Below are 21,361 nucleotides of genomic sequence, written 5' to 3' on the forward strand. Positions count from 1 at the left end.
GCGTGCATGCTAGTAGCCTCCCATGGCCTTGGCGAAGCGAAGGAAGGTTTCGGGGAAAAGCCCCAGGTAGATGGAGATGGCGGCCGTGAGCGAGAGCGGCACCACCATGGTCAGGGGAGCCTCGCCCCCGTGGTGGTGCTCCCCGCCCTCGGGCGCGGGCTTGAAGAAGGCCCGGTAGATGATGGGCGTGAAGTACGCGGCGTTCAGCACCGTGGAGAGCCCCAGGGCGACGAGGATGACCATCTTGCCCCCTTCGAGCGCCCCGCCCGCCAGCAGCCACTTGGTGGCGAACCCGCAGGAGGGCGGCACGCCGATCATGGAGAGGCTGGCCAGGGCGAAGGCCCCGAAGGTGAAGGGCATCCTGCGCCCGAGCCCGTCCATCAGGCTTATCTTCTTCACGTGCGCGGCCACGTAGATGGCTCCGGCGGCGAAGAAGAGCGTGATCTTGGAGAAGGCGTGGTGCGCGATGTGCGTGAGCCCCCCGCTCACGGCCATGGGCGTGAGCAGGGCCACGCCCAGGATCACGTAGGAGAGCTGGCTCACCGTGGAGTAGGCGAGGCGGGCCTTGAGGTCGTCCTTGGTCAGGGCGATCACCGAGGCGGCCACCAGGGTGAAGGCCGCCAGGTAGGCCGTGGCCATGCCCAGGCCCAGCTTGTCCAGAAGCTCCACCCCGAAGCCCGAGAGCATCACGCGGCTGAGAGAGAACACGCCCGCCTTGACCACGGCCACCGCGTGCAAGAGGGCCGAGACCGGCGTGGGCGCGACCATGGCCCCGGGCAGCCAGTTGTGTAGGGGCATGATGGCCGCCTTGGCCAGCCCGAAGAGGTAGAGGAAGTACGTCACCGAGACGAGCGTGGGGTTGGCGTCCGGCGGAAACATGCCGCGCGCCGCGTCCTGGAGGTTGAAGTCCAGCGTGCCCGCCAGCACGTAGGTCAGCACCATGGCGGGCAGCAGGAAGAGCTTGGAGGAGCCCATCAGGTAGACCATGTACTTGCGCGCGCCGGCAAACCCTTCCTCGTCCTGGTGGTGGGCCACCAGGGGGTAGGTGAAGATGGTGATGAGCTCGTAGAACAGGTAGAGCGTGAAGACGTTGGCCGAGAAGGCCACGCCGAGCGCGCCGAAGATGGCCACGGCGAAGCAGAAGAAGTAGCGGGTCTGGGCGTGCTCGTTGAGCGAGCGCATGTAGCCGATGTTGTAGCTGGTGGCGAACATCCACAGGAAGCAGGCCACCAGCGCGAAGATGAGCGAGAGCCCGTCCGCGCAGAAGCTCACGGTGACGCCCGGCAGCAGGGTGAACATGCGCCACGTCCACACCTTGCCCGTAAGCACCGCCGGGGCGAGCCAGAGCACGCAGGCGAAGGCCAGGAAGCCCGCCGCGAAGCTCACGGCCTCGCGCGCGTTGGGGTTCTTGCCCATGCGCCAGACCAGGAGCGGGGCCGCGAAGGTGATGGCCAGGGGCAGGAGCAGCCGGGGGCTTTCGATGAAGTCGGTCATGATCACCCCTTGAGCTCGGAAACGGTTTCGCTCTGGGCCTGGCCGAAGCGCTTGCGCACCACGTAGACGATGGCCAGCACCAGCGTGGACTCGGCAGCGGCCAGGCCCATGATGAAGAGCGTGGTCGCCTGGCTGACAGCGTCCGGCATGGGGGTCAGCTGCCCGGCCGCCACCACGGAGAGCCCTGCGCCGTTCAGCATCAGTTCCACGCTTATGAGCATGCCCACCAGGCTCGAGCGCGAAAACAGCCCGAAGAGCCCCACGGCCAGGAGCCCGAAGGCCACCAGTTGATACAGGGCGAGAGAACTCACCGTCCCTTCCTCCTTTCGAAGGTCAAAAGCACCGCCCCGGCCATGGCCGCGAAGAGCACCACCGAGATCACCTCGAAGCCGAGCACGTATTCGTTGAGGAAGAGCTTCCCCAACTCGCCCGGGGCCGTCTCCGAAGCCGTGAGCGACTCGGCCGGGCCGTGCTTGATGACGGCCGCCGCGAGAAATCCCGCCACGCCGAGCGCCGCCGCTCCCGCGACCACGAGCGCCCTCCGGCCCTTGCCGGAGCTTTCCTCGGCCTCGGCCTGGGCCCTGGTGAGCATGATGGCGAAGAAGATGAGCACCACCACCGCGCCCACGTAGATGAGCATCTGCATCAGCGCCACCAGCGGGGCCGCGATAAGCACGTAGAGCGCGGCCACGCCCATGAGCGAGACCACGAGCCCCAGGAGCGCGCGCACCAGGCTTTTCGCCGTCACGGCCCACACCGCGCCGCCGAGCGACATCAAGGCATAGAGCGCGAACGACGCCTGAACAACCAGCTCTTTCATGGGCGATGCCCCCTTTTTCCGGCCTGCTTTTCCAGGCGGGCCATGAGGTCGATCTCGAAGGTGGAGCGCGAGGTCCCGGCGAAGTAGACGTTGGAGGAGAACCGCAGCGACCCCGCCGGGCAGTTCTGCACGCACAGCCCGCACAGGCTGCACGTGTGGTAGGTCAGATGGTAGCCCAGGAGTTTTCGCGCCACTGGCTCCTGGCTCGGGGGCGCGGCCCGGAAGCGCGGGGTGGGCATGAGCATCTCCGAGGCCACCTGGGAGGGGTAGCAGATGCCGTTGCTCGGCGGCGGGTCCTCGGCCTCCACGCGGATGCAGTTGGATGGGCAGAGCTCCATGCACAGCCCGCAGCCCACGCAGCGGGCCTTGGCCGGGTCCGCGTCCTCGCCCACCAGCTCGATGTGGCCCCGGAAGGTGGAGAGGGTGTCCACCTCCTGGCGGGGGTAGTGGATGGTCTCCTGGGGTCTGAAGAAGTTGGTCCCGGTGACCTTGAGGCCCGTGAACATGCTGCCAAGCCCAATGAGGGCCTGCTTGACGGCTGTTGCCAGGTTCATCACGCGCCCCCGAAGAGCTTGGTGAAGAACGCGGTCAGCACCAGGTTGGCCAGGGCCAGGGGCATGAGCCATCTCCAGTTGAGGTTCAGAAGCTGGTCGAAGCGCACGCGCGGATAGGTCCAGCGCATGAAGATGATCAGCGTGACCAGGGCGTACATCTTGGCCAAAAACCACCACGGCCCGGGCGCGAACGGCCCGTTGGACCCGCCCAGGAAGAGCACCGTGGCCACGCAGCTGACCACCAGCATGTTGGCGTATTCGGCCAGGAAGATGATGCCGTTGCCCATGCCCGAGTATTCGGTGTGCACGCCCGCCGTGAGCTCGGACTCGGCCTCGGGCAGGTCGAAGGGGGCGCGGTTGGTCTCGGCCACGGCGCACACGAAGTAGATGAAGAAGGCCAGGGGCTGCACCAGCACGTTCCACTGCCAGGGCCAGTGGCCCTGGTGCGCGGCCATCTCGCGCAGGTCCAGGCTGCCGGACATCATGCACACGGCCAGCACCGAGAGCAGAAGGGGAATCTCGTAGGCCACGGCCTGCGACACGGCGCGCGCTCCCCCCAGAAGCGACCATTTGTTGTTGGAAGCCCAGCCCGCCAGGCACAAGGCCAGCACGTTGAAGCCCGCGAAGGAGAGGATGAGCAGGATGCCCACGTTGGTGGCCAACCCCCAGAGGTTCTCGCCGAAGGGCATGGCGATGAAGGAGAGCGGCACGGGCATGAAGGCCATGAGCGGCGCGGTCCAGAAGAGCAGGGCGTCGGCCCCCGCCGGGGTGGCCAGCTGCTTGCCCACCAGCTTGCCCGCGTCGGCCAGGGCCTGGAACAGGCCGTGGGGGCCGACCTCGAAGGGGCCGGGGCGGCGCTGCACGTGGCCCGCCACCTTGCGCTCCACGTAGAGGAGCATCATGCCGTTGGCCGCCACGAAGCCCATGATGGCCACCAGCGCGACCACGAGGCGGATCAGTTCGCCGGGGATGAAGTCGCTCATCTGTCGATCTCCGGGATGACGAGGTCCAGGCTGCCCAGGATGGCCACGGCGTCTGAAAGCAGGGTGCCCTGGGCGATCTCCGAGAACAGGCTCAGGTTGGAGAAGCTGGGGGAGCGCAGCTTGACCCGGTAGGGTATCTCGCTGCCGTCGCTGGCCAGGTACACGCCGATCTTGCCGCGCGCGCCCTCCACCGCGAAGTAGGTCTCGCCCGCCGGGGGCTTCCACTTGCCGCGCGGGGCGTCGGGGTTCATGAACTGGCCCTCGGGCAGGCCGTCCAAGGCCTGGCGGATGATCTCGAGCGAGGCCTCTATCTCGTCCATGCGCACCATGTAGCGGGCCATGGAGTCGCCCTGGGGGTAGGCGGGCACGGCGAAGTCGAAGCGGTGGTACACGCCGTAGGGTTCGGCCCGGCGCACGTCGTAGGGCACGCCCGAGCCGCGCAGCACCGGGCCGGTGGCCCCGTAGCGCAGGGCGGTGACGCGGTCGATGTGCCCCACGTCCTCCAGGCGGCCGCGCAGGATCACGTTGCCCGTGACCAGTTCGCGGTACATCTCCAGGCGCTCGGGCATGCGCTCGAGAAGCTTGCGGGTGCGGGCCGCGAAGGTGGGGCTTATGTCCGCGCACATGCCGCCGAAGCGAAACGCCGCGTAGGTCAGGCGCGAGCCCGTGAGCTCCTGGAGGATGTCCATGATCAGCTCGCGGTCCTCGAAAGCGTACATGATGGGCGTCACCGCCCCCAGGTCCAGAAGGTAGGCTCCCCACCAGAGCAGGTGCGAGTTGACGCGGTTGAGCTCCGTGCAGATCACGCGGATATACTCCGCGCGCTCGGGCACCTCGATCCCGGCCAGGCGCTCCACCGCCCCGGCCCAGGCCCAGTTCCAGGCCAGGGCGTGCAGATAGTCCACGCGGCCCATGTTGGGGAAGAACTGGATGTAGGCCCTGTTCTGGGCCATGTGCTCGTGCATGCGGTGGATGTAGCCGAGCACGGGCTCGCTTCTGAGGATGTACTCGCCGTCGAGCTCCAGGATCACGCGCAGCACGCCGTGGGTGGAGGGGTGCTGCGGCCCCATGTTCAGGATCAGCGAATCGTCCTTGGCTTCCAGGGCGAAGTGCCGGGCGTAGAAGTCGCCTTCCAGCCCGGCGCACGGGTCGGGAGCGGTGAAGCTCATGAGCGCTCCTCCCCGGGGGCGTCCTCGGGGCCGCACGCGGCCATGAGCTCCTCGGCCAGGGAATGCCCGGTGCCGTGGCCCACCCACTCGCCGTGGGGCCAGAGCTGGTTGGTGGAGACCCTGGCTATGGGGGCCTTGAGAAGCGGCGGCGGGTCCAGGCGCTCGGCCAGGAGCAGCGGGGTGTCGTTGGCCGCGCCCGTGAACTCCACGCCGAAGAAGTCGCGGGTCTCGCGCTCGTGCCAGGACGCCCCGGGGTAGATGCCCTCGATGGAGGGGCACACCGGGTCGTCGTGGGGCAGGAGCACGCGCAGCACCACGCGCCCGGGGCGCTCCCAGTGGGCGAAGTGGTACAGCAGCGCCACCCCCTCGGCCACGTCCAGGCCGGTGATGTCCTCCAAAAACCAGTCCTGGCAGAGCATGCGCTCGGCCACCAGGCGCAGGTCCTCCGGCGCGATGACCAGGGCCGCGTCGCGGCCCGAGGAGCCTGAAGGCAGGGCCAGGCCCAGGCGGGAAGTCAGTTCCGGCATGTTCAGTCCTCCTCGACCAGGGCGGGCACGGGCCAGAAGCGCTTGCCCGTGATGATCTTCTGCAGGCGGAAGATGCCTTCCATGAGGGCCTCGGGCCTGGGCGGGCAGCCGGGCACGTACACGTCCACGGGCACGAGCCTGTCCACGCCCTCCACCACGGCGTACTGGTCCGGGTACTTGAAGGGCCCGCCGGAGATGGCGCAGTTGCCCATGGCCAGCACGTACTTGGGCGCGGGCATCTGCTCGTAGAGGGTCACCAGGGCCGGGGCCATCTTCCTGGTCACGGTGCCGGCCACGATCATCAGGTCGCTCTGGCGCGGCGAGGGGCGGAAGACCTCGGCCCCGAAGCGCGACAGATCGAAGCGCGGCATGGTCACGGCCATCATCTCGATGGCGCAGCAGGCCAGGCCGAAGGTCATGGGCCAAAGCGACATGGACCGGCAGAGGTCGAACACCTGCCGGGGCAGCTCGAAATCGAGCCTCGGAGGCAGGATCTCGCCTGTGCTCGGGGCCGGGGGAGGGCAGGAGACTACTGAATGCGCCTGGGCCATGTGAAAACCCCTTTTCTCTGGAAGTAGGCCATGGCCAGGCCGAGCACGGCCACGAACACGGCCACCGCGACGAAGGCGTCCCAGCCGCGGCTGTCGGGATAGTGGGCGGCCACCGGGAAGAGGTAGAGCACGTCCACGTCGAAGGAGAGGAAGATGAGCGCGTAGAGGGAGTAGTTGATGCCGAAGCGCGTCCAGGCCTGCCCGCGCGGGACCATGCCGCACTCGTAGGGCTCGGCGAAGGCGCCTCCGCGCGTGCGCGGGGCCAGGAGCCAGGACGCCGCCAGGGGCCCCGCCGCGAAGGCGATCCCGGCGGCCAGGCAGGCGAGCACGGCCACGTTCAGCCAGCTGAATACCATTGTTCCCCCTGTCTTTCGATTTATCCCGGGGTTTGGTGACGTTTGTTTCAGTCTATGTAATTTTCGGAAATATCTGTCAAGAAAAACAAGGCAATGTGCGTTTTTTCCCAACGTGGAACCTGGAGGGTAGGAGTTAATCCGGGGTGCAACCACGTTGGTGTGATGCGTATGTCTATGATTTGATTCTATTCGATCGAGATATGTAATTTCAAGATATCAGCCTTGAATCCCAGGCCTTATCCTGTGGAGTAAGGCCTTCCGCCGCCTCCGTCGGGACGCCCTGGCGCGCGCATCCCGTTCCCCGTCCGCCTCGAAATCAGCCAAGCCCCGTCCCAGGCCGCTTCGCGGCCTCCCGCCGAAATAATCCGCACTTTTTTCGCCTCCGCGTGGATGTTTCGCATTTCCCGTCCGTACCTCCCTTCAAGAGACGCGAAAACGCGTCCGGCCAAAGCGCCGCGACTTTTACGCACGGAGACGGACATGCAGAAAATCATCGAGGAATTCACCACCGAGCTTCTGGCCAAGGTGTTCATGATCGACATGAACTCCGCGAGGGATTCATGGCGGATGATGGAGCGCGTCATCAGAATGTGCCTCTCCAAGCACACCGGCTCGGAGAACCCCAAGGACGTGCTCCAGGTGAAGCGCATGATCATGAGCAGGCTGGTGCAGGAGGTGGACAACCCCTCCTACTACGACGCCTCGGAAAGGTGCTCCGTGCAGACGTGCATCGTGGTCATGACCAGGGAGATGACGCTCACCTACGTGCGCCGCTCCCACTACGCCCAGTCGCGGCTCTCCGACGTGTTCAAGGCCATGAACGTGGATGTGACCGGGGCCGAGGACTACCTGGACGGCCTGGACCAGCTCTTCACGCCTTCGCAGAAGTGCGTGCTGCGCCTGATCTTCGGGGAGGGGTGCACGGCGGTGCAGGCCGCCGGGATGCTCGGCGTCACGGTGCAGGAGGTCCGCTCGCTCCAGTGGGAGGCCATGGAGCTTCTCCAGCACGAGTGGGTGGCCCTGAAGAAGGGGGGACGCTGCTGAAGCGGCGGTTGCCCGGCCGGGCTGGGGGGTCCGGCCGGGCGCGCGGGCCGCGCGAGGCCCGCAAAAATGGGGGCGAAAGCCCCGGGGGAGGGAGAAATCGTGCGTTGCCCCGACGAGATGGAGATGGCGGCCTGGCTCGACCAGGCCATGACCGGGGGGGAAAGGGTCCGCTGGCGCGAGCACTTCGGCTGCTGCGCAAAGTGCCGCAAGGCCCTGGAGGAGCTGGCCGCGCTCATGCTCACCGTCCCGCAGGACCCGGGGCCGGGATGCCTGGGGCGCTGCAAGGCCCTAGTGGGCGGGGAGGCCCCGGGCGCGTGGCCCCTCGTGAACGAAGGAACGGCCCCCGGCGGTCCGTCCGCCCGGTGCAACTGAAACATCACGGCGCAAAGCCCCAGGAGGCGAACGCAATGTACGTGGACACCACATCCTACCTCAACAGCATCAAGCAGAACAGCACGTCGGACGCGGCGTCCACGTCCATGGGCAAGGACGACTTCCTGACCATCCTCGTGGCCCAGCTGGAGAACCAGGACCCGTTCAACTCCATGGACGCCACGGAGATGATCGGCCAGCTCACGCAGTTCTCCATGCTCGAGCAGATGACCAACATGAACGACACGCTCACCTCCGCGCTCTCGGCCCTGACGCTCCAGACCGCCACCAACGCGGCCTCCTACATCGGCAGGACCGTGATGGCCTCGGGCTACGAGGTCACCGTGGAGGACGGCGCGGCCTCCGCCACCAGCTACACCCTGGGCTCGGACGCCAAGACCCTCAAGGCCTACATCTACGACGAGGACGGCAACACCGTGCGCACCGTGGACCTGGGGGGCAGGGACGCGGGCGAGCACACGTTCAGCTGGGACGGCCTGGACGACGACGGCGGGGCCGTGGAGGACGGCACCTACTCCATCGCCATCGTGGGCACGGACTCGGCCGGGGCCGAGCTCAAGGCCGACACGTCCATCTCGGGCGTGGTCAACGGCGTGTCCGTGGAAAGCGGCTCCATCATGCTCACGCTCAAGGACGGCCGGAAGGTGAACCTCACCAGCGTCCAGAGCATCACCAACCCCGACGCCTAGGCCGGGCAAGCGAGGAGGTAAGCCATGTCGCTCATGTCCGCCATGTATACCGGCATTTCCGGCCTCGGCATCCACAGCCAGGCCATGTCCGTGGTAGGCAACAACCTGGCCAACACCAGCACCATGGGCTTCAAGCGCTCGAGCGTGCAGTTCGAGGACTTCTTCTACACCAACGTGACCACGGGCAACACCTTCGGCCAGGTGGGCATGGGCGCGGGGCTGGCCAGCATCTACGGCGACTTCTCGCAGGGGGCCTTCATCGACTCGAGCTCGTCCACGGACCTGGCGCTCTCGGGCAACGGCTTCTTCATGGTCGCCAACCCGAACACCGGCAACCTCTTCTACACCCGCGCCGGGAACTTCGCCTTCGACAAGTATGGCTACCTGAAGGACCCCAACGGCTACGTGGTCCAGGGCTGGGACGCCTACACCGACCCCTCCAGCGGCCAGGTGAGCAACATCGGCTCGCTCAAGGACATCAAGCTCGACAGCTTCCAGCTGGCCCCCTCGGCCACCACCAAGCTGCGCATGGTCACCAACCTGAACTCCAAGGCCGAGGAGAAGACCACCGACGCCGCCGATCCCTTCTTCGCCCTGTTCAAGAGCTGGGACGGACAGTCCGACACGCCGCTGGCCGATTCGACCTACGGCTACCAGAGCACGCTCAAGATCTACGACGAGTCGGGCACCTCCCACGACGTGACCATCTACTTCGACAAGGCCAGCAACGCGGCAAACAAGAACGTCTGGGAGTTCGTGGTCACCTGCAACCCCGGCGAGGACGGCCGGACCATAAACGGCGCGCGCCTGGCCGCCACCTCGGCCGCGGGCATCCTCATGACCGGCACCCTGACCTTCGACTCGGCCGGGCGCATCACCAACATGAGCGCCTTCACCCTGAGCTCCAACGCCTCCGGCGACATGAAGGACCTCTCCAACTGGGTGCCCGCGTCCTTCTCGCAGGACGGCTACCCCGTGATCACGCCCAACTTCACGGCTTCCTCCAACGCCAGCACGGCCGGGTCGGCCAACGCCAAGAACATCAGCCTGGACCTGGGCCTCCGAAGCACCCAGCAGTACGGCGGCTGGACCGGCGGCGCGGCCAGCGCGGCCGCCGTGGGCACGGACTTCTCGAGCCTGCCCCAAATGACCGGCATCAAGACCAGCAACACCACGACCACCAGCTACACCAACGCCTTCAGCATCAACGACGAGGGCCAGGACGGCTACGGCAGCGGGTTCCTCCAGGGCGTCACCGTGACCTCCGAGGGCGTGGTGGTGGGCAACTACTCCAACAACCAGAACAAGAGCCTCTTCGTCCTGGGCCTGGCGGACTTCACCAACCTCCAGGGCCTCCAGCGCGAGGGCAACAACCTCTACAGCAAGACCCTGGACTCGGGCGACCCGCGCATCGGCACGGCGGGCAACGCGGGCATGGGCAGCGTGGCCTCGGGCAAGCTCGAGCAGTCCAACGTGGACACGGCCACGGAGATCGTCAGCATGATCACCTACCAGCGCGGCTTCCAGGCCAACAGCAAGGTGATCAGCACCGTGGACACCATGCTTCAGGAAGTCATCCAACTGAAGCGCTAGGGCGCGAAACATCCGCCCCGGCCGGTGACCCCGGCCGGGGCCGGGAGCGAAAGCCATGCTCAACAACCTCCTGACCATCGGCCAGTCCGCCCTCTCCAACTTCCAGACGGCGCTCAACGTCCACGGGGGCAACATCGCCAACGCCTCCACCGAGGGCTACGTCCGGCGCACGGTGAACTTCACCACGGACGGCTACCCCGACGGCAGGATCGGCGTTGGCGCGAACATCTCCTCCATCGTGCGCAACCTGGATTCCTACCTGGAGCGGCGCTACCTGACCCAGTCCTCGGCCAGCACCTACTACTCCACCCTCAACACGAACCTGGCCCAGATCGAGGCGCTCTTCAACAGCACCTCCAGTTCGGGGATCTCCTCCTCGCTGGACACCTTCATCACAAGCCTCTCGAACCTGGCCGCCGGGTCCTCCAACGCGGCCGTGCGCCAGGAGACCCTGACCGCCGCCGCCTCGCTGGCCGAGACCCTGAACTCCATGGACGCCAATCTGGATTCCATCGTCACCTCGGTGAACTCGGCCATCGAGAGCCAGGTGAAGACCGTCAATTCGCTCCTCGAGAGCATCGCGGCCATGAACAGGGCCGTGGCCCAGAGCAGCGACGCCAGCGGCCTGCTGGACCAGCGCGACCAGATGCTGCGCGACCTGGCCGGGTACGTGGACATCAACGTCATCGCCCAGGACGACGGCCAGGTGCGCGTGCTCACCGCCGAGGGCCAGGCCCTGGTAGACGGGGCGAGCGCCTACTCCTTCAGCGTGGAGGGCCCCAAGAGCACGGCGGCGCTCACGCCCTCGTCCTCGTTCGACGGCAAGCTCTACTTCGAGGGCTCCTCCTCGAACGAGCTCACCGTGAAGTTCGTGACCGCCGGCGACACCTCGGGCGGGGCCGCGGCGGCCACGTTCCAGGTGTCCCTGGACGGCGGCAAGACCTGGGTCACGGACGAGAACGGGGCTGTTAAGACCTTCGCGGCCGGGGACAGCTCAAACAAGGCGGAGGCGGACGGGGTCTCCATCTGGTTCGGCACGGCCTCGGACCCGGACACTGCCCCGTCCACGCCCATAAGCGCGGGCGACAGGTTCAACGTCATGCCGAAAAGCGGCGTCTACTGGGTGACGGCCACGGGCGGCACCGTGAACGTGACCCCGCTTTCCGGCAACGACTCCTCCAACCGGCTCTCGGGCGGCTCGCTGGCCGGGCTGCTGGCGCTTCGCGACCAGTACGCGGGCGCCTACCAGGACAAGCTGGACGCCTTCGCCGAAGGCCTCATCTGGAGCGTGAACCGCGCCCACAGCCAGGGCGCGGGGCTTACGAACTTCACCGAGGCCACCGGCGAGTACGCCGTGGCCGACCAGGGCGCCCCCCTGGCCAAAAGCGGCCTGCACTGGGCGGACTACCTCAAGCCCGGCAACGTCTCCATCGCCCTCTACGACGCCTCCACCGGCGAGAACATCTCGGTGAGCGCCCTGGACTTCAGCTCCGTCACGCCCGGCACTTCGAGCTTCGACCCCTCCGTGCACTCGCTGGAGGACGTGCGCGACGCCATCAACGCGAGCTTTCCGGGCAGCCTCACGGCCTCCATCCAGAACGGCAAGCTCGAGATCAAGGCCCGGGACGGCGTGGCGTTCCAGTTCGCCGAGGACTCCTCCGGGCTTCTGGCGGGCCTCGGCATCAACACGCTCTTTTCCGGCACGGACGCCTCCAGCGTGGCCGTTTCCGCCGTGGTGGCCGCGGATCCCAACCGCCTCTGCGCGGGCCACGTCAACGGCGCGGGCGAGGTGAACGTGGGCGACAACACCACGGCCAAGGCCATGGCCGCCCTGGCCACCCAGGGCGTGAGCTTCCGGGGCGCGCAGACCACCACCACGTCCACGCTCCAGGACTACATGACCGCGCTGTGCTCCAAGGTGGGCTCGGACAAGAGCTCCGTCTCCGCCCAGGCCACCTACGCCTCCACCCTGGCCGAGGACCTCTACGCCCAGCGCGAGGCCGTCTCCGGCGTGAGCCTGGACGAGGAGATGACCAGGGTCATGCAGTACCAGCAGTACTACCAGGCTGCCGCAAAGCTGATCCAGACCGCGGGCGAGATGTTCGACGTGGTCATGGGCCTCAAATAAGGAGCGCGCGCCATGCGGATTTCCCAGAACATGATCTATTCCAACTCGCTGCGCTACATGAACAACTCCCTGCTCAGGCTCACCCAGGCCAACGAGCAGAACTCCACGCAGCTGCGCATCAACCGCCCCTCGGACGACCCATCGGGCTACGCCCAGGCCCGCCGCCTGGACTCGGTGGTCTCGAGCCTGGACCAGTACTCCTCGAACATCGACACGGCCCGGGCGTGGCTTAACCAGGCCGACTCCACCCTGGTCTCGGCCAGCACGCTCATGACGAGCATCAAGGGCCTGGCAACCCAGGCCGCCACCGGCACGCTGACCGACGCCAACCGGGTCCAGGTCGCCTCCGAGGTGCGCGCCTACTTCGAGCAGATGATCACCCTGGCCAACACGTCCGTCTCCGGCAACAGCATCTTCGGCGGCCAGAAGACGGGCAGCCCGGCCTTCACGCAGACGCTCCACGCCTCGGTGAACGACGCAACCCTCACCCAGGACGCGGTGGTCAAGGTGCAAGGGGAGAGCGCCTCCAGCGTCATGGTGGAGTTCACGTCCTCGGGCACGGTGGGGGGCGGCCAGGACATCGGCTACCGCTACTCCTCCGACGGCGGCAAGACCTGGGCCACGGCCACGCTCGCGGCCGGTCAGGACACCCTGAACCTGGGCGGGGCCTCCGTGACCCTGAAGGCGGGCTCGGCCGTGACCGAGACGGGCAGCGGCTCGGGCACGTCGCTGGTGGTCCGGCCCTCGGCCCTCTACCTGGGCGACGACAACGACGGGGCCACGGTGCGCTCCTACGGCAGCAAGATGGCCAACGCCGTCGCGGACGGGGTGTTCTCGCTCAACGTGAGCGTGCGCATCGACTCCAACGCGGGCCTGCCAGGCCCCGTGTCCTACTCCTACAGCGTGGACGGCGGGACCAACTGGGTCTCGGGCAACGTGGCCAGCGGAAGGCTCTCCGTGCCCGGCGGCTACCTCGCGCTCTCCTCGGGCGCGGGCGGAACGCTTGCGGCCGGGGACATGTTCACCATCGTGCCCAACACGGCGGACATCTCCGTGGACATCGGCCCCAACGGCTCGGTGGTCATGAACAACGTGGGCAAGGACGTGTTCGGCGGGCTCTACAGGGAGGCCGGGGCGAGCAACGCCTCGCCCGTGTTCGGCGCGGACAGCGGGACCAACATATTCGAGGTGGTGGGGGACCTGATCGGCTGCCTGGAGACCAACGACATGGACGGGGTGGGCGAGGCCCTGGAGAAGCTGACCACGGCCCAGGCCCACCTGGAGACGTGCGCGGCCTCGGTGGGGGCGCGGGAGAACAAGCTCGACTTTGCGGAGAACACCGTGGAGGTGCTGCGCGACAACGCGGTGTCGCAGCTCTCCTCCGTGGAGGACGCGGACCTCTCCCAGCTGCTCCTGGAGTTGGCCAAGTACCAGTACGCCTACCAGAGCGTCCTGTCCTCGTCCTCCAAGATCATGGGCATGAGCCTTCTGAACTACATCTAGCGCCTTCGGGAACAGCAAAGGAGCGCCAGCATGGCCATCGGCGACGCCACTTCCGGGATGAGCACGGCCGGAGCGATCTACTTCACGGGCCTGGGCAGCGGCACGGACTTCGACACCCTGATCACCAAGCTGGTGCAGGTGGAGCAGTCGCGCGTGACCACCTACGAAACCTGGAAGCAGACCTGGGAGGACAAGAAGACCGCCTTCCAGGAGCTGAACAGCGCCATGCTCAGCCTGCGCACCTCGCTCCAGGGCATGGACTCCATCAACGAGTTCCTGGCCAAGGCCGCCTCCTCCTCGAACTCGGACGTGGCCTCGGCCTCGGCCACGGGCGAGGCCGAGAACGGCACGTACTCCTGCAGCGTCAAGCAGCTGGCCCAGAACAAGACCATGGTCACCACCACGGGCTACTCGTCGCTGACCTCGGTGGCCAACTCCTCCAACGCATCCACCAGGATGGTCTACACCTACGCGGGCGTCACCGTGTCCAACACCATCCCCGCCGGGGCGACGCTCACCGACATCGTGAACATCATCAACACCAACTCCGGCAACACCGGGGTGCGCGCCTCCACCATCCACGACGGCTCGAGCTACCACCTCCAGCTCAAGGGGCTGGACACGGGCGCGGCAAACTCCCTGGTGGTCTCCGGGGCGACCACGCTCTCGGGCTTCGGCGCGGCCAATTTCGAGGTCACCCAGGAGAACCAGGACGCGCTCGTCAAGATAAACGGCTGGCCCAAGTCCGACGCCTGGATCGCCAGGGCCTCCAACACCGTGACGGACGTGGTCGCGGGCATCACCCTGAACCTGCGCTCGGCCGGAACCGGGACCATCACCGTGGACACGGACGTGGACGCCGTGGTGGAGAACGTGCAGGGCTTCATCGACCAGGTGAACAACGTGAAGTCCATGCTGCGCGAGCTGACCAAGTACGACTCCTCCACGCAGACGGCGTCTCTTCTCACGGGCAACTACGGCCTGCAGATGATCGACTCGATGCTGAAAAACATCACGGCCGCGCCGGGCCTGGGCTTCGACTCCTCGCGCGACTCCATCATCTCCCTGGCCTCGGTGGGCATAAGCACCGACGCCACCGAAGGCTCGGACACCTTCGGCCAGCTGCTCCTGGACGAGGAGAGGCTAAGGGCCGTGCTGGCGTCCAACGCCAGCGCCGTGGGCCGCGTGTTCTCGGCCCAGTTCATCGGCGACACCGACAGCGGGGATATTCGCTACTCGTCGTACGTCAGCGGCATCACCAAGGCCGGCGAGCACGGCGTGAGCTACACCGTGAAGAACGGCAAGATCGTCTCGGCCTCCATCAACGGGCACGCGGCCATCTTCTCCTCCAACGGTTCGACCATCACCGGGGCCTCGGGCCACCCCGAGGCGGGCCTGGTGCTCGACGTGGCCAACCTGGCCGACGGCGGCTACAGCCACAAGGTGTTCCTGCGCCAGGGCAAGACCGGCGAACTCGTGGACGAACTGGCGGAATTGACCAACGCCAACACCGGCCCCCTGGCCATCCTGGAAGACAACTACACGAGCATTTCCAACAACATCCAGAAGAAGATAGACGACGAGAACGTGCGCATCGCCAACATGGAGACACGCCTGCGCGACAGGTATTCGCGACTGGACACGCTGCTCGGGCAGTACGAACAGCTCCAGACCAGCCTGGAGTCGCAGCTGGCGCAGCTCGAAAGCTAGGCAGGGCTCCGCCCTGCACCCGCCGGGCTCCGCCCGGACACGCCGGGGGGAGTGCCTCCCCCCGGACCCCGGCGTTTAGCTTCGCGGGTTTCACCGGCTGGCCCGGACAGGGGCGCGGGGGAGGGGACCGCCGGGAACGCGCCCAAGGCGGCGCTCATCCCGGCGGACCGCCGTCGCCGCGAGCGGCGAGGGTTTTATTCATTGAAAAAAACGCCCGCTGATTCGCGCAAAGCGCGAATCAGCGGGCGAAAACGTTCGTGTGAAGGGTGAAGCCCGCGAAGCTGTCGCCGGGTCCAGGGGCAGGCACTGCCCCTGGCGGGTGCAGGGCGGAGCCCTGCGTTGCTTGCTTGTTTTGTCGCGGGCCTGAAAGGGCAGGGGGGCGGCGTTCAGCCGTCGATGATCTTCTTGGCCCGCTCGGCGGCGGCGCGCGCTTCGTCCTCGTCCTCGACGCCGGAATCGATCCCCGCGATAAGTTCGCGAAGCTCGGCCACGGCCGTGGCGCACTTGCGGCAGCGGGCCAGGTGCAGGGCCATCACGGCCTCTTCGTCGCCGGAGAGCCGTCCGTCCAGGTAGGAGGCCAGGGTCATCTCGTCCGGGCAGCGGTCCGCCGCCGCGTCTATCGCCTCGTCCTGGGGCCTGGGTCCGTTTGTGCCGCCGTCCTTGGGCATGCCGTCTCCCGTGGGTGTCGGTTCGCCGTGTTCCGCTTGGCGTGCACGCTTCGTAGCCCGCACTAAATCAGCGGTCAAGAACCCCACGGGGAGAGTATCGGCCGTCCTGGCGGGAACTTGAGGGGGGGCAAAGGCGGGGCGGGAGGCGTTTCCCGGGCCTTGGGGCCGGACGGACGGAGGCTGCGGCGCCCGGCGGGCGTGGGTATTGAACCGTGACGGGCGCGGATTAAAAAACGGTCATTGACGTATTGTAAAGATATCGGCGCGTTCGAGCCGAGCGTGTCAGGCGGCGCCGTTGGCGGCGTAGTGCGCGCGCAGCCGCTCCAGGGCCTGGTGCTTGAGGCTGCGCACGGTCTGGGCCTGCACGTTGAGCGCCCCGGCCACCTCGGCCACGTCCATGTCCTCGTCGAAGAGCATGCGCAGGATCTGCCCCTGGCGTTCGGAGAGAAGCCCGGGCGGCAGTTCGAGCTTGCCGGAGAAGGGCGCGTCCTCCCTGGCGGCGAGGGTTTCGTCCAACTCCACCCCGTCGCGAGTGGGGGAGGGGCGGCGAAGCGAATCGATGGCCGTGGAGCGGGCCACCACGGTGAGCCAGGTGGGGAGCGAGGCGCGGGATGCGTCGAAGGTCTTGAGCAGCCTGAAGTCGTCCTTCACCAGGCGCAGAAAGATATCCTGGACCACGTCGCGGGCGGCCTCGCGGTCGTTGCCCGCGCCCCTGGCGCGCAGGGTGCGCATGGCCACGCCGTGGAGCAACCCGGCAAATTTTTCCACGAAGTGGTCCCAGGCGGCTTTTTCGCCCGAGGCCACCCTGGAAACGTCGATCCCTTCGTCTGGTCCTTTCTCTTCAGACATCGCACAACACCTTGAATTAGCTTGTGAAAATGTATTGTCGCCTCGCTGCGGCCAGCCGGGTGGGCCGCTGGGCACATATTTCCCCGAGGGAGATGCAGCAGGAGCCGTGCCAGCCGCGAGCGCCCAGGGCGCGGCCGGGCTGGAAAACGCCCTTGAGAATCTAGAGACGCGAAACAGGGCGTCCGGTTTCATCCCCGGGGATATTTCCCGCTCGGCGCGGCTTCGTTACGGGCACGATGCTTGGGCTTCACAAACCGGCCCGAAGAAGGCAGTATCCGACCCCCTTTTCGAGGTGTGCACCATGCAGCAAAGACAATCCGCCTCCGGCGTCATCGCGGCCTCTTCGGCCTACCTGTGCTGGGGGCTTCTGCCCATCTACTGGAAATCGCTCTCGGGCGTGCCCGCCCTGGAGATCATCTGCCACCGCATGGTCTGGTCCCTGGCCTGCACGGGCATTTTGCTCCTGGTCCTGGGCAGGCTGGGCGAGGTGAAGAGCGCCATGCGCTCGGCGCGCTCGCTCGGGCTCTTGTTGTGCGGGTCGAGCCTGATCGGCGTGAACTGGTTTCTCTACGTCTGGTCCGTGAACAGCGGGCACGTGCTGGAGGCCAGCCTGGGCTACTACCTGAACCCGCTGGTGAACGTGGTGCTGGGCGTGCTGTTCTTCTCGGACCGCTTGAGCCGCACCCAGAAGATCGCGGTGGGCCTGGCCGCCGCCGGGGTGGCCGTGCAGGTCGGGTTGCAGGGCCGGCTGCCTTGGATCGCGCTGGTGCTGGCCGTGACCTTCGGGCTCTACGGGCTGGTGCGCAAGGTGATGGCCGTGGAGTCCCTGCCCGGGCTCTTCGTGGAGACGCTCACGCTCTCCGTGCCCGCCGGCGTCTACCTCGCCTGGCTTGGGGCGGGCGGCCAGGGGGCCTTCGGGCACATGGGCGCGGGCACGGACGTACTGCTGGCCGGGGCGGGCCTGGTCACGGCCTTGCCCCTCCTGGCCTTCGCCTTCGGGGCTAGGCGCATCACCCTGACCACGCTGGGGGTGCTCCAGTACCTGGGGCCCACGGGGATGTTCCTGCTGGGCGTGCTGGTCTACGGCGAGCCCTTCGGGGTGGCGCAGGGCGTCACCTTCGCGCTGATCTGGGCCGGGGTGGCGCTCTACACCTTCGACGGCGCGCGCAAGCTCAGGTGGATGAAGGCCCGGAACAAGGCCTGAGCCCGGACGGGCTCCAACGAAAGAGGGCCTGGATCGCTCCAGGCCCCCCCCGTCGGGCCGCCGGTTGGCGGCGGCTTCTCCTGCCTGATGAGTCGGGATTTCGCTGTTTGCAAATGGTTTCGCGCCCCATCCATCGATGTCCGGCCTCGATTGCCACGCGGGCCCGCCGCGTGTAGAGAATGGTCCGGTGGGCCTCGCCTCGCGGTGTTTTCCGGTGCGGCCCCATCCAGGCTCGCCAAGGCGGAACGATGAAGAAACTGCTCCTGGTCCTGGCGGCGGTAGCGGCCGTGGCCCTCTTTTTCGCCCTGGGGCTCGACAGCTACCTGAGCTTCGAGCACCTGAAGGCCTCGCGCCGCGAGTTCCAGGACCTCTACGTCACGCACGGCGCGCTGCTGGTCGGCGCGTACTTCGGGCTCTACGTGCTGGTGGCGGCCTTGAGCCTGCCCGGGGCCGTGGCCATGACCCTTGTGGGGGGCGCGCTCTTCGGGTTCTGGACGAGCCTCGTGGTTGTCTCCTTCGCCAGCTCCATCGGGGCCACCCTGGCCTGCTTCGCCTCGCGCTACGTGCTGCGAGACTGGGTGCGCGCCCGCTTCGGCGGCAGGCTCTCGCGCGTGGACGAGGGTTTCCGGCGCGAGGGGGCCTACTACCTGTTCACGCTCAGGCTCATCCCGGTGTTTCCGTTCTTTCTGGTGAACCTGCTCATGGGGCTCACGCCCATGCCACTGCGCACGTTCTACTGGGTGTCGCAGCTGGGCATGCTCCCGGGAACGATGGTTTTCGTCAACGCAGGCAGCCAGTTGGGCAGGATCGAGTCGCCGTCGTCGATCCTCTCGCCCGGGCTGCTGGTTTCGCTTGCGCTGCTGGGGGTGTTTCCCCTGGCGGTGAAGAAGGTCATGGAGGCGGTGAAGGCGCGCCGGGCCAAGGCGCGGTGACGCGAAAAGGAGAGACGGATGTCCGACTACTACGACTCGAAGGACCTGGCCCGCTTCGCCGAGATCGGCAAGGACGCGCCGGATCTGGCCCGCAAGTTCTTCGACTACTACGGCTCGGTGTTCGCCGACGGCGCGCTCACCGAGCGCGAGAAGGCGCTCATAGCCCTGGCCGTGGCCCACGCCGTGCAGTGCCCCTACTGCATCGACGCCTACACCAGGAGCTGCCTGGAGAAGGGCTCGGACCTCGCCGAGATGACCGAGGCCGTGCACGTGGCCAACGCCATCCGGGGCGGGGCGGCCCTGGTGCACGGGGTGCAGATGCGCAAGATCGCCGAAAAGCTGACCATGCAGGACGCATGAGCGGACCCGAGCGCCCGAGCTTCCGCGACACCCTGGCCGCGCAGGGGCTTGTGCTCCTCAAGGACGCGCCGCGCACGCTCCAGGTGAACACGGGCTACCTGTGCAACCTGGTATGCCGCCATTGCCACCTGGAGGCCGGGCCTTCCAGGACCGAGGTGATGGGGTCGCGGACCATGGCCGAGGTGCTGGCGCTGGCCGGGCGCATGCGTTTCGACGCCGTGGACGTCACGGGCGGAGCCCCGGAGATGGTGCCCGGCATCGAGGGCTTCCTCGACGCCCTGGCGCGGCTCTTCCCCCAGCGCATCTTCCGCACCAACCTGCTGGCCCTGGCCGGGCGGCCCTGGCTGGTGGACGCGTTCGCGAAGGGCCGCTGGACCCTGGTCGCCTCGCTGCCCGCCGTGAAGGAGGGGCAGGTGTCGGCCATGCGCGGCCAGGGGGTGCTGGCGGGCAGCATCGAGATGATCCGCGCGCTCAACGCGGCGGGATTCGGCATGGGCGGGGGGCTCGAGCTGCACCTGGCCTCCAACCCGGCCGGGGCGTTCATGCCCCCGGGCCAGTGCTCGGCCGAGAAGACCTTCAAGCGCGAGCTCGCGGGCCGCCACGGCCTGAAGTTCGATTCGCTCTTCGTGTTCGCCAACGTGCCGCTCGGGCGCTTCAAGAAATGGCTCGAGCGCACGGGCAACCACGAATCCTACATGGACTCGCTGCGCGAACGCTTCAACCCGGGCGTTGTCCCGGGGCTCATGTGCCGCAATATCGTCTCCGTGGCCTGGGACGGAACCCTCTACGACTGCGACTTCAACCAGGCCGCCGGTTTGCCCTCGCTGGGGGCCAGGCGCGTGGAGGAGTTCGCCGGAAGCGAGCAGGGCGTGGAGATCGCCACCGGGGACCACTGCTTCGCCTGCACGGCAGGCTCGGGCTTCACCTGAAGCGGGACCGTGGACGCCTAGTTCAGGCGTCCTGCCCGGCGTCCCCGCGAGGCGGTCCGGTCCGGGCCGTGTTCCGGCTTTTCCCGCGCGGGCCTTGCCCGGCCTCAGCGCCCGGCCGCCCGGCTGGGCAGGGCCAGGCATTCCAGGTCCGTCACCAGTATCTCCACCCTGCGGTTCTTCATGCGTCCGGCGTCGGTGGCGTTGTCCCCCACGGGGTCGCACTCGGCGCGGCCCACGGCGAAGAAGCGTTCGGGCTCGATCCCGGCTTTTTCCGAGAGGAAGCGCACCACGGAAGAGGCCCGGGCCGTGGAGAGCTCCCAGTTGGAGGGGTACTGCCCGGTCTGGATGGGCCTGTTGTCGGTGTGTCCCAGGATGGTGAAGGGCCTGCCCTTGATGAGCGCCAGGGCCTGGCCGGTCTTCTCCAGAACCTCCTGGCCCTCGCGGGTTATCTTCGCGCTGCCCGAATCGAAGAGCACCTGTTCCAGGAAGCGTATCTCGAGCTTGCCCTGGGACTGCTCGATGCCGATCTGCTCGGACTTCACCTGGGGTTCGAGCTGCCTGACCAGCTCCGAATAGGCGCTCTCCATCTGCCTGCCCGCCTCGGCCTGGGAGGGGGCCCCGGGCGCGGAAGGAGCCTCGCGCGGGGCCTGCGCCACGGCCCCCCCCAGGGCCTCCAGGGCCCAGAGACGGGCTTTCTCCAAGGGGTCGCGAACGCCGAAAAGCATGGCCACGATGACAACCGTGGCAACCACCGGCGCGAGCGCGGCGAGGACCATCATCACTTTCCTGCCCGTCTGGGCCATGGGGACCTCCCCGAAGCGGCGCGGACCCGGCCCGCTCCGCATCTTTTTCCGATCTGTCCGGAACGTACTCCCATGGCGACAGCACTGTAAAGCATCCAGCCG

General features: G+C 67.3%; 23 protein-coding genes. 11 read left to right on the top strand and 12 right to left on the bottom strand.

Annotated features, from left to right (window positions below; genetic code table 11):
* Positions 1-9: 9 nt before the first annotated feature.
* The 9 genes from ACZ5V4_RS14285 to ACZ5V4_RS14325 are packed head-to-tail and all read right to left on the bottom strand — an operon-like array spanning position 10 to position 6,454.
* Positions 10-1,494, bottom strand: a complete 1,485-nt coding sequence (locus ACZ5V4_RS14285; protein WP_464315534.1) for a monovalent cation/H+ antiporter subunit D family protein — start codon at positions 1,492-1,494, stop codon at positions 10-12.
* Positions 1,495-1,496: 2 nt separating this feature from the next.
* A complete protein-coding gene (locus ACZ5V4_RS14290; RefSeq protein ID WP_464315535.1) occupies positions 1,497-1,805 on the bottom strand; it encodes an NADH-quinone oxidoreductase subunit NuoK in 309 nt (102 codons plus the stop codon).
* Positions 1,802-2,314, bottom strand: coding sequence for an NADH-quinone oxidoreductase subunit J family protein (locus ACZ5V4_RS14295; RefSeq protein WP_464315536.1), 513 nt, complete (start codon positions 2,312-2,314; stop codon positions 1,802-1,804). The genes ACZ5V4_RS14290 and ACZ5V4_RS14295 overlap by 4 nt, the downstream gene beginning before the upstream one ends.
* Positions 2,311-2,868, bottom strand: a complete 558-nt coding sequence (locus ACZ5V4_RS14300) for a 4Fe-4S binding protein (RefSeq protein ID WP_464315537.1) — start codon at positions 2,866-2,868, stop codon at positions 2,311-2,313. The genes ACZ5V4_RS14295 and ACZ5V4_RS14300 overlap by 4 nt, the downstream gene beginning before the upstream one ends.
* Positions 2,868-3,851, bottom strand: coding sequence for an NADH-quinone oxidoreductase subunit NuoH (nuoH, locus tag ACZ5V4_RS14305; RefSeq protein WP_464315538.1), 984 nt, complete (start codon positions 3,849-3,851; stop codon positions 2,868-2,870). The genes ACZ5V4_RS14300 and nuoH overlap by 1 nt, the downstream gene beginning before the upstream one ends.
* A complete protein-coding gene (locus ACZ5V4_RS14310; RefSeq protein ID WP_464315539.1) occupies positions 3,848-5,020 on the bottom strand; it encodes an NADH-quinone oxidoreductase subunit D in 1,173 nt (390 codons plus the stop codon). The genes nuoH and ACZ5V4_RS14310 overlap by 4 nt, the downstream gene beginning before the upstream one ends.
* Entirely contained in the window at positions 5,017-5,547 is a 531-nt protein-coding gene (locus tag ACZ5V4_RS14315) for an NADH-quinone oxidoreductase subunit C (protein WP_464315540.1), read from the bottom strand. Before ACZ5V4_RS14315 ends, ACZ5V4_RS14310 begins: the two co-directional genes overlap by 4 nt.
* Before the next feature lie 2 nt (positions 5,548-5,549).
* Complete coding sequence (locus ACZ5V4_RS14320) at positions 5,550-6,098, bottom strand: NADH-quinone oxidoreductase subunit B (protein WP_464315541.1); 549 nt, start codon at positions 6,096-6,098, stop codon at positions 5,550-5,552.
* Complete coding sequence (locus tag ACZ5V4_RS14325; protein WP_464315542.1) at positions 6,077-6,454, bottom strand: NADH-quinone oxidoreductase subunit A; 378 nt, start codon at positions 6,452-6,454, stop codon at positions 6,077-6,079. The genes ACZ5V4_RS14320 and ACZ5V4_RS14325 overlap by 22 nt, the downstream gene beginning before the upstream one ends.
* A 480-nt stretch (positions 6,455-6,934) precedes the next feature.
* On the opposite strand from ACZ5V4_RS14325, the gene ACZ5V4_RS14330 reads away from it, so the two are divergent.
* The 7 genes from ACZ5V4_RS14330 to fliD all read left to right on the top strand — a co-directional run bounded on the left by ACZ5V4_RS14330 (position 6,935) and on the right by fliD (position 15,514).
* The gene (locus ACZ5V4_RS14330) at positions 6,935-7,498 is read left to right on the top strand and encodes a sigma factor-like helix-turn-helix DNA-binding protein (RefSeq protein WP_464315543.1); all 564 of its coding nucleotides are present in this window, start codon (positions 6,935-6,937) and stop codon (positions 7,496-7,498) included.
* Between the two features lie 99 nt (positions 7,499-7,597).
* A complete protein-coding gene (locus ACZ5V4_RS14335) occupies positions 7,598-7,870 on the top strand; it encodes an anti-sigma factor (RefSeq protein ID WP_464315544.1) in 273 nt (90 codons plus the stop codon).
* Between the two features lie 35 nt (positions 7,871-7,905).
* On the top strand, positions 7,906-8,580 hold the full coding sequence (locus tag ACZ5V4_RS14340; RefSeq protein WP_464315545.1) for a flagellar hook assembly protein FlgD: 675 nt from the start codon (positions 7,906-7,908) through the stop codon (positions 8,578-8,580).
* A gap of 24 nt (positions 8,581-8,604) precedes the next feature.
* Positions 8,605-10,173: a flagellar hook protein FlgE gene (locus ACZ5V4_RS14345; protein ID WP_464315546.1), complete on the top strand. Its 1,569-nt coding sequence runs from the start codon at positions 8,605-8,607 to the stop codon at positions 10,171-10,173.
* 55 nt (positions 10,174-10,228) lie between these two features.
* The gene (gene flgK / locus ACZ5V4_RS14350) at positions 10,229-12,301 is read left to right on the top strand and encodes a flagellar hook-associated protein FlgK (protein ID WP_464315547.1); all 2,073 of its coding nucleotides are present in this window, start codon (positions 10,229-10,231) and stop codon (positions 12,299-12,301) included.
* Positions 12,302-12,313: 12 nt separating this feature from the next.
* Entirely contained in the window at positions 12,314-13,804 is a 1,491-nt protein-coding gene (gene flgL, locus ACZ5V4_RS14355) for a flagellar hook-associated protein FlgL (protein ID WP_464315548.1), read from the top strand.
* A gap of 30 nt (positions 13,805-13,834) precedes the next feature.
* Positions 13,835-15,514: a flagellar filament capping protein FliD gene (fliD, locus tag ACZ5V4_RS14360; protein ID WP_464315549.1), complete on the top strand. Its 1,680-nt coding sequence runs from the start codon at positions 13,835-13,837 to the stop codon at positions 15,512-15,514.
* Positions 15,515-15,900: 386 nt separating this feature from the next.
* Here the strand turns inward: fliD and ACZ5V4_RS14365 are convergent, their stop codons facing one another.
* Together ACZ5V4_RS14365 and ACZ5V4_RS14370 are read right to left on the bottom strand one after the other, a co-directional pair.
* Positions 15,901-16,182 (bottom strand): anti-sigma factor family protein, encoded by a 282-nt coding sequence (locus tag ACZ5V4_RS14365; RefSeq protein ID WP_464315550.1) that lies wholly within the window; start codon positions 16,180-16,182, stop codon positions 15,901-15,903.
* A gap of 282 nt (positions 16,183-16,464) precedes the next feature.
* Entirely contained in the window at positions 16,465-17,031 is a 567-nt protein-coding gene (locus ACZ5V4_RS14370; RefSeq protein WP_464315551.1) for an RNA polymerase sigma factor, read from the bottom strand.
* A 301-nt stretch (positions 17,032-17,332) separates the two neighbouring features.
* Between ACZ5V4_RS14370 and rarD the strand changes: the two genes are divergently transcribed.
* From rarD to arsS, 4 genes are all read left to right on the top strand, one after another.
* Entirely contained in the window at positions 17,333-18,235 is a 903-nt protein-coding gene (rarD, locus tag ACZ5V4_RS14375; RefSeq protein WP_464315552.1) for an EamA family transporter RarD, read from the top strand.
* A gap of 248 nt (positions 18,236-18,483) precedes the next feature.
* Positions 18,484-19,167 (top strand): TVP38/TMEM64 family protein, encoded by a 684-nt coding sequence (locus ACZ5V4_RS14380; protein ID WP_464315553.1) that lies wholly within the window; start codon positions 18,484-18,486, stop codon positions 19,165-19,167.
* An 18-nt stretch (positions 19,168-19,185) separates the two neighbouring features.
* On the top strand, positions 19,186-19,527 hold the full coding sequence (locus tag ACZ5V4_RS14385; protein ID WP_464315554.1) for an arsenosugar biosynthesis-associated peroxidase-like protein: 342 nt from the start codon (positions 19,186-19,188) through the stop codon (positions 19,525-19,527).
* Positions 19,524-20,456 carry an arsenosugar biosynthesis radical SAM (seleno)protein ArsS gene (arsS, locus tag ACZ5V4_RS14390; protein ID WP_464315555.1) on the top strand — a complete coding sequence of 311 codons (933 nt, stop codon included), beginning with the start codon at positions 19,524-19,526 and terminating at the stop codon, positions 20,454-20,456. The genes ACZ5V4_RS14385 and arsS overlap by 4 nt, the downstream gene beginning before the upstream one ends.
* A 104-nt stretch (positions 20,457-20,560) precedes the next feature.
* Here arsS and ACZ5V4_RS14395 read toward each other — a convergent pair whose 3' ends face one another.
* A complete protein-coding gene (locus ACZ5V4_RS14395) occupies positions 20,561-21,259 on the bottom strand; it encodes an OmpA/MotB family protein (protein ID WP_464315556.1) in 699 nt (232 codons plus the stop codon).
* Positions 21,260-21,361 lie beyond the last annotated feature (102 nt).

The organism is Fundidesulfovibrio sp. YSD1 (assembly GCF_055397115.1).

What these genes read in the sequence shown, in the direction of transcription:
- ACZ5V4_RS14320 (WP_464315541.1), bottom strand. Translation starts at nt 6,098, where the DNA reads ATGGCCCAGGCGCATTCAGTAGTCTCCTGCCCTCCCCCGGCCCCGAGC.
- ACZ5V4_RS14300 (WP_464315537.1), bottom strand. Translation starts at nt 2,868, where the DNA reads ATGAACCTGGCAACAGCCGTCAAGCAGGCCCTCATTGGGCTTGGCAGC.
- ACZ5V4_RS14370 (WP_464315551.1), bottom strand. Translation starts at nt 17,031, where the DNA reads ATGTCTGAAGAGAAAGGACCAGACGAAGGGATCGACGTTTCCAGGGTG.
- ACZ5V4_RS14345 (WP_464315546.1), top strand. Translation starts at nt 8,605, where the DNA reads ATGTCGCTCATGTCCGCCATGTATACCGGCATTTCCGGCCTCGGCATC.
- flgL (WP_464315548.1), top strand. Translation starts at nt 12,314, where the DNA reads ATGCGGATTTCCCAGAACATGATCTATTCCAACTCGCTGCGCTACATG.
- ACZ5V4_RS14380 (WP_464315553.1), top strand. Translation starts at nt 18,484, where the DNA reads ATGAAGAAACTGCTCCTGGTCCTGGCGGCGGTAGCGGCCGTGGCCCTC.
- ACZ5V4_RS14310 (WP_464315539.1), bottom strand. Translation starts at nt 5,020, where the DNA reads ATGAGCTTCACCGCTCCCGACCCGTGCGCCGGGCTGGAAGGCGACTTC.
- ACZ5V4_RS14315 (WP_464315540.1), bottom strand. Translation starts at nt 5,547, where the DNA reads ATGCCGGAACTGACTTCCCGCCTGGGCCTGGCCCTGCCTTCAGGCTCC.
- rarD (WP_464315552.1), top strand. Translation starts at nt 17,333, where the DNA reads ATGCAGCAAAGACAATCCGCCTCCGGCGTCATCGCGGCCTCTTCGGCC.
- fliD (WP_464315549.1), top strand. Translation starts at nt 13,835, where the DNA reads ATGGCCATCGGCGACGCCACTTCCGGGATGAGCACGGCCGGAGCGATC.
- ACZ5V4_RS14340 (WP_464315545.1), top strand. Translation starts at nt 7,906, where the DNA reads ATGTACGTGGACACCACATCCTACCTCAACAGCATCAAGCAGAACAGC.
- ACZ5V4_RS14330 (WP_464315543.1), top strand. Translation starts at nt 6,935, where the DNA reads ATGCAGAAAATCATCGAGGAATTCACCACCGAGCTTCTGGCCAAGGTG.
- ACZ5V4_RS14325 (WP_464315542.1), bottom strand. Translation starts at nt 6,454, where the DNA reads ATGGTATTCAGCTGGCTGAACGTGGCCGTGCTCGCCTGCCTGGCCGCC.
- ACZ5V4_RS14295 (WP_464315536.1), bottom strand. Translation starts at nt 2,314, where the DNA reads ATGAAAGAGCTGGTTGTTCAGGCGTCGTTCGCGCTCTATGCCTTGATG.
- ACZ5V4_RS14395 (WP_464315556.1), bottom strand. Translation starts at nt 21,259, where the DNA reads ATGGCCCAGACGGGCAGGAAAGTGATGATGGTCCTCGCCGCGCTCGCG.
- nuoH (WP_464315538.1), bottom strand. Translation starts at nt 3,851, where the DNA reads ATGAGCGACTTCATCCCCGGCGAACTGATCCGCCTCGTGGTCGCGCTG.
- flgK (WP_464315547.1), top strand. Translation starts at nt 10,229, where the DNA reads ATGCTCAACAACCTCCTGACCATCGGCCAGTCCGCCCTCTCCAACTTC.
- ACZ5V4_RS14365 (WP_464315550.1), bottom strand. Translation starts at nt 16,182, where the DNA reads ATGCCCAAGGACGGCGGCACAAACGGACCCAGGCCCCAGGACGAGGCG.
- ACZ5V4_RS14285 (WP_464315534.1), bottom strand. Translation starts at nt 1,494, where the DNA reads ATGACCGACTTCATCGAAAGCCCCCGGCTGCTCCTGCCCCTGGCCATC.
- ACZ5V4_RS14385 (WP_464315554.1), top strand. Translation starts at nt 19,186, where the DNA reads ATGTCCGACTACTACGACTCGAAGGACCTGGCCCGCTTCGCCGAGATC.
- arsS (WP_464315555.1), top strand. Translation starts at nt 19,524, where the DNA reads ATGAGCGGACCCGAGCGCCCGAGCTTCCGCGACACCCTGGCCGCGCAG.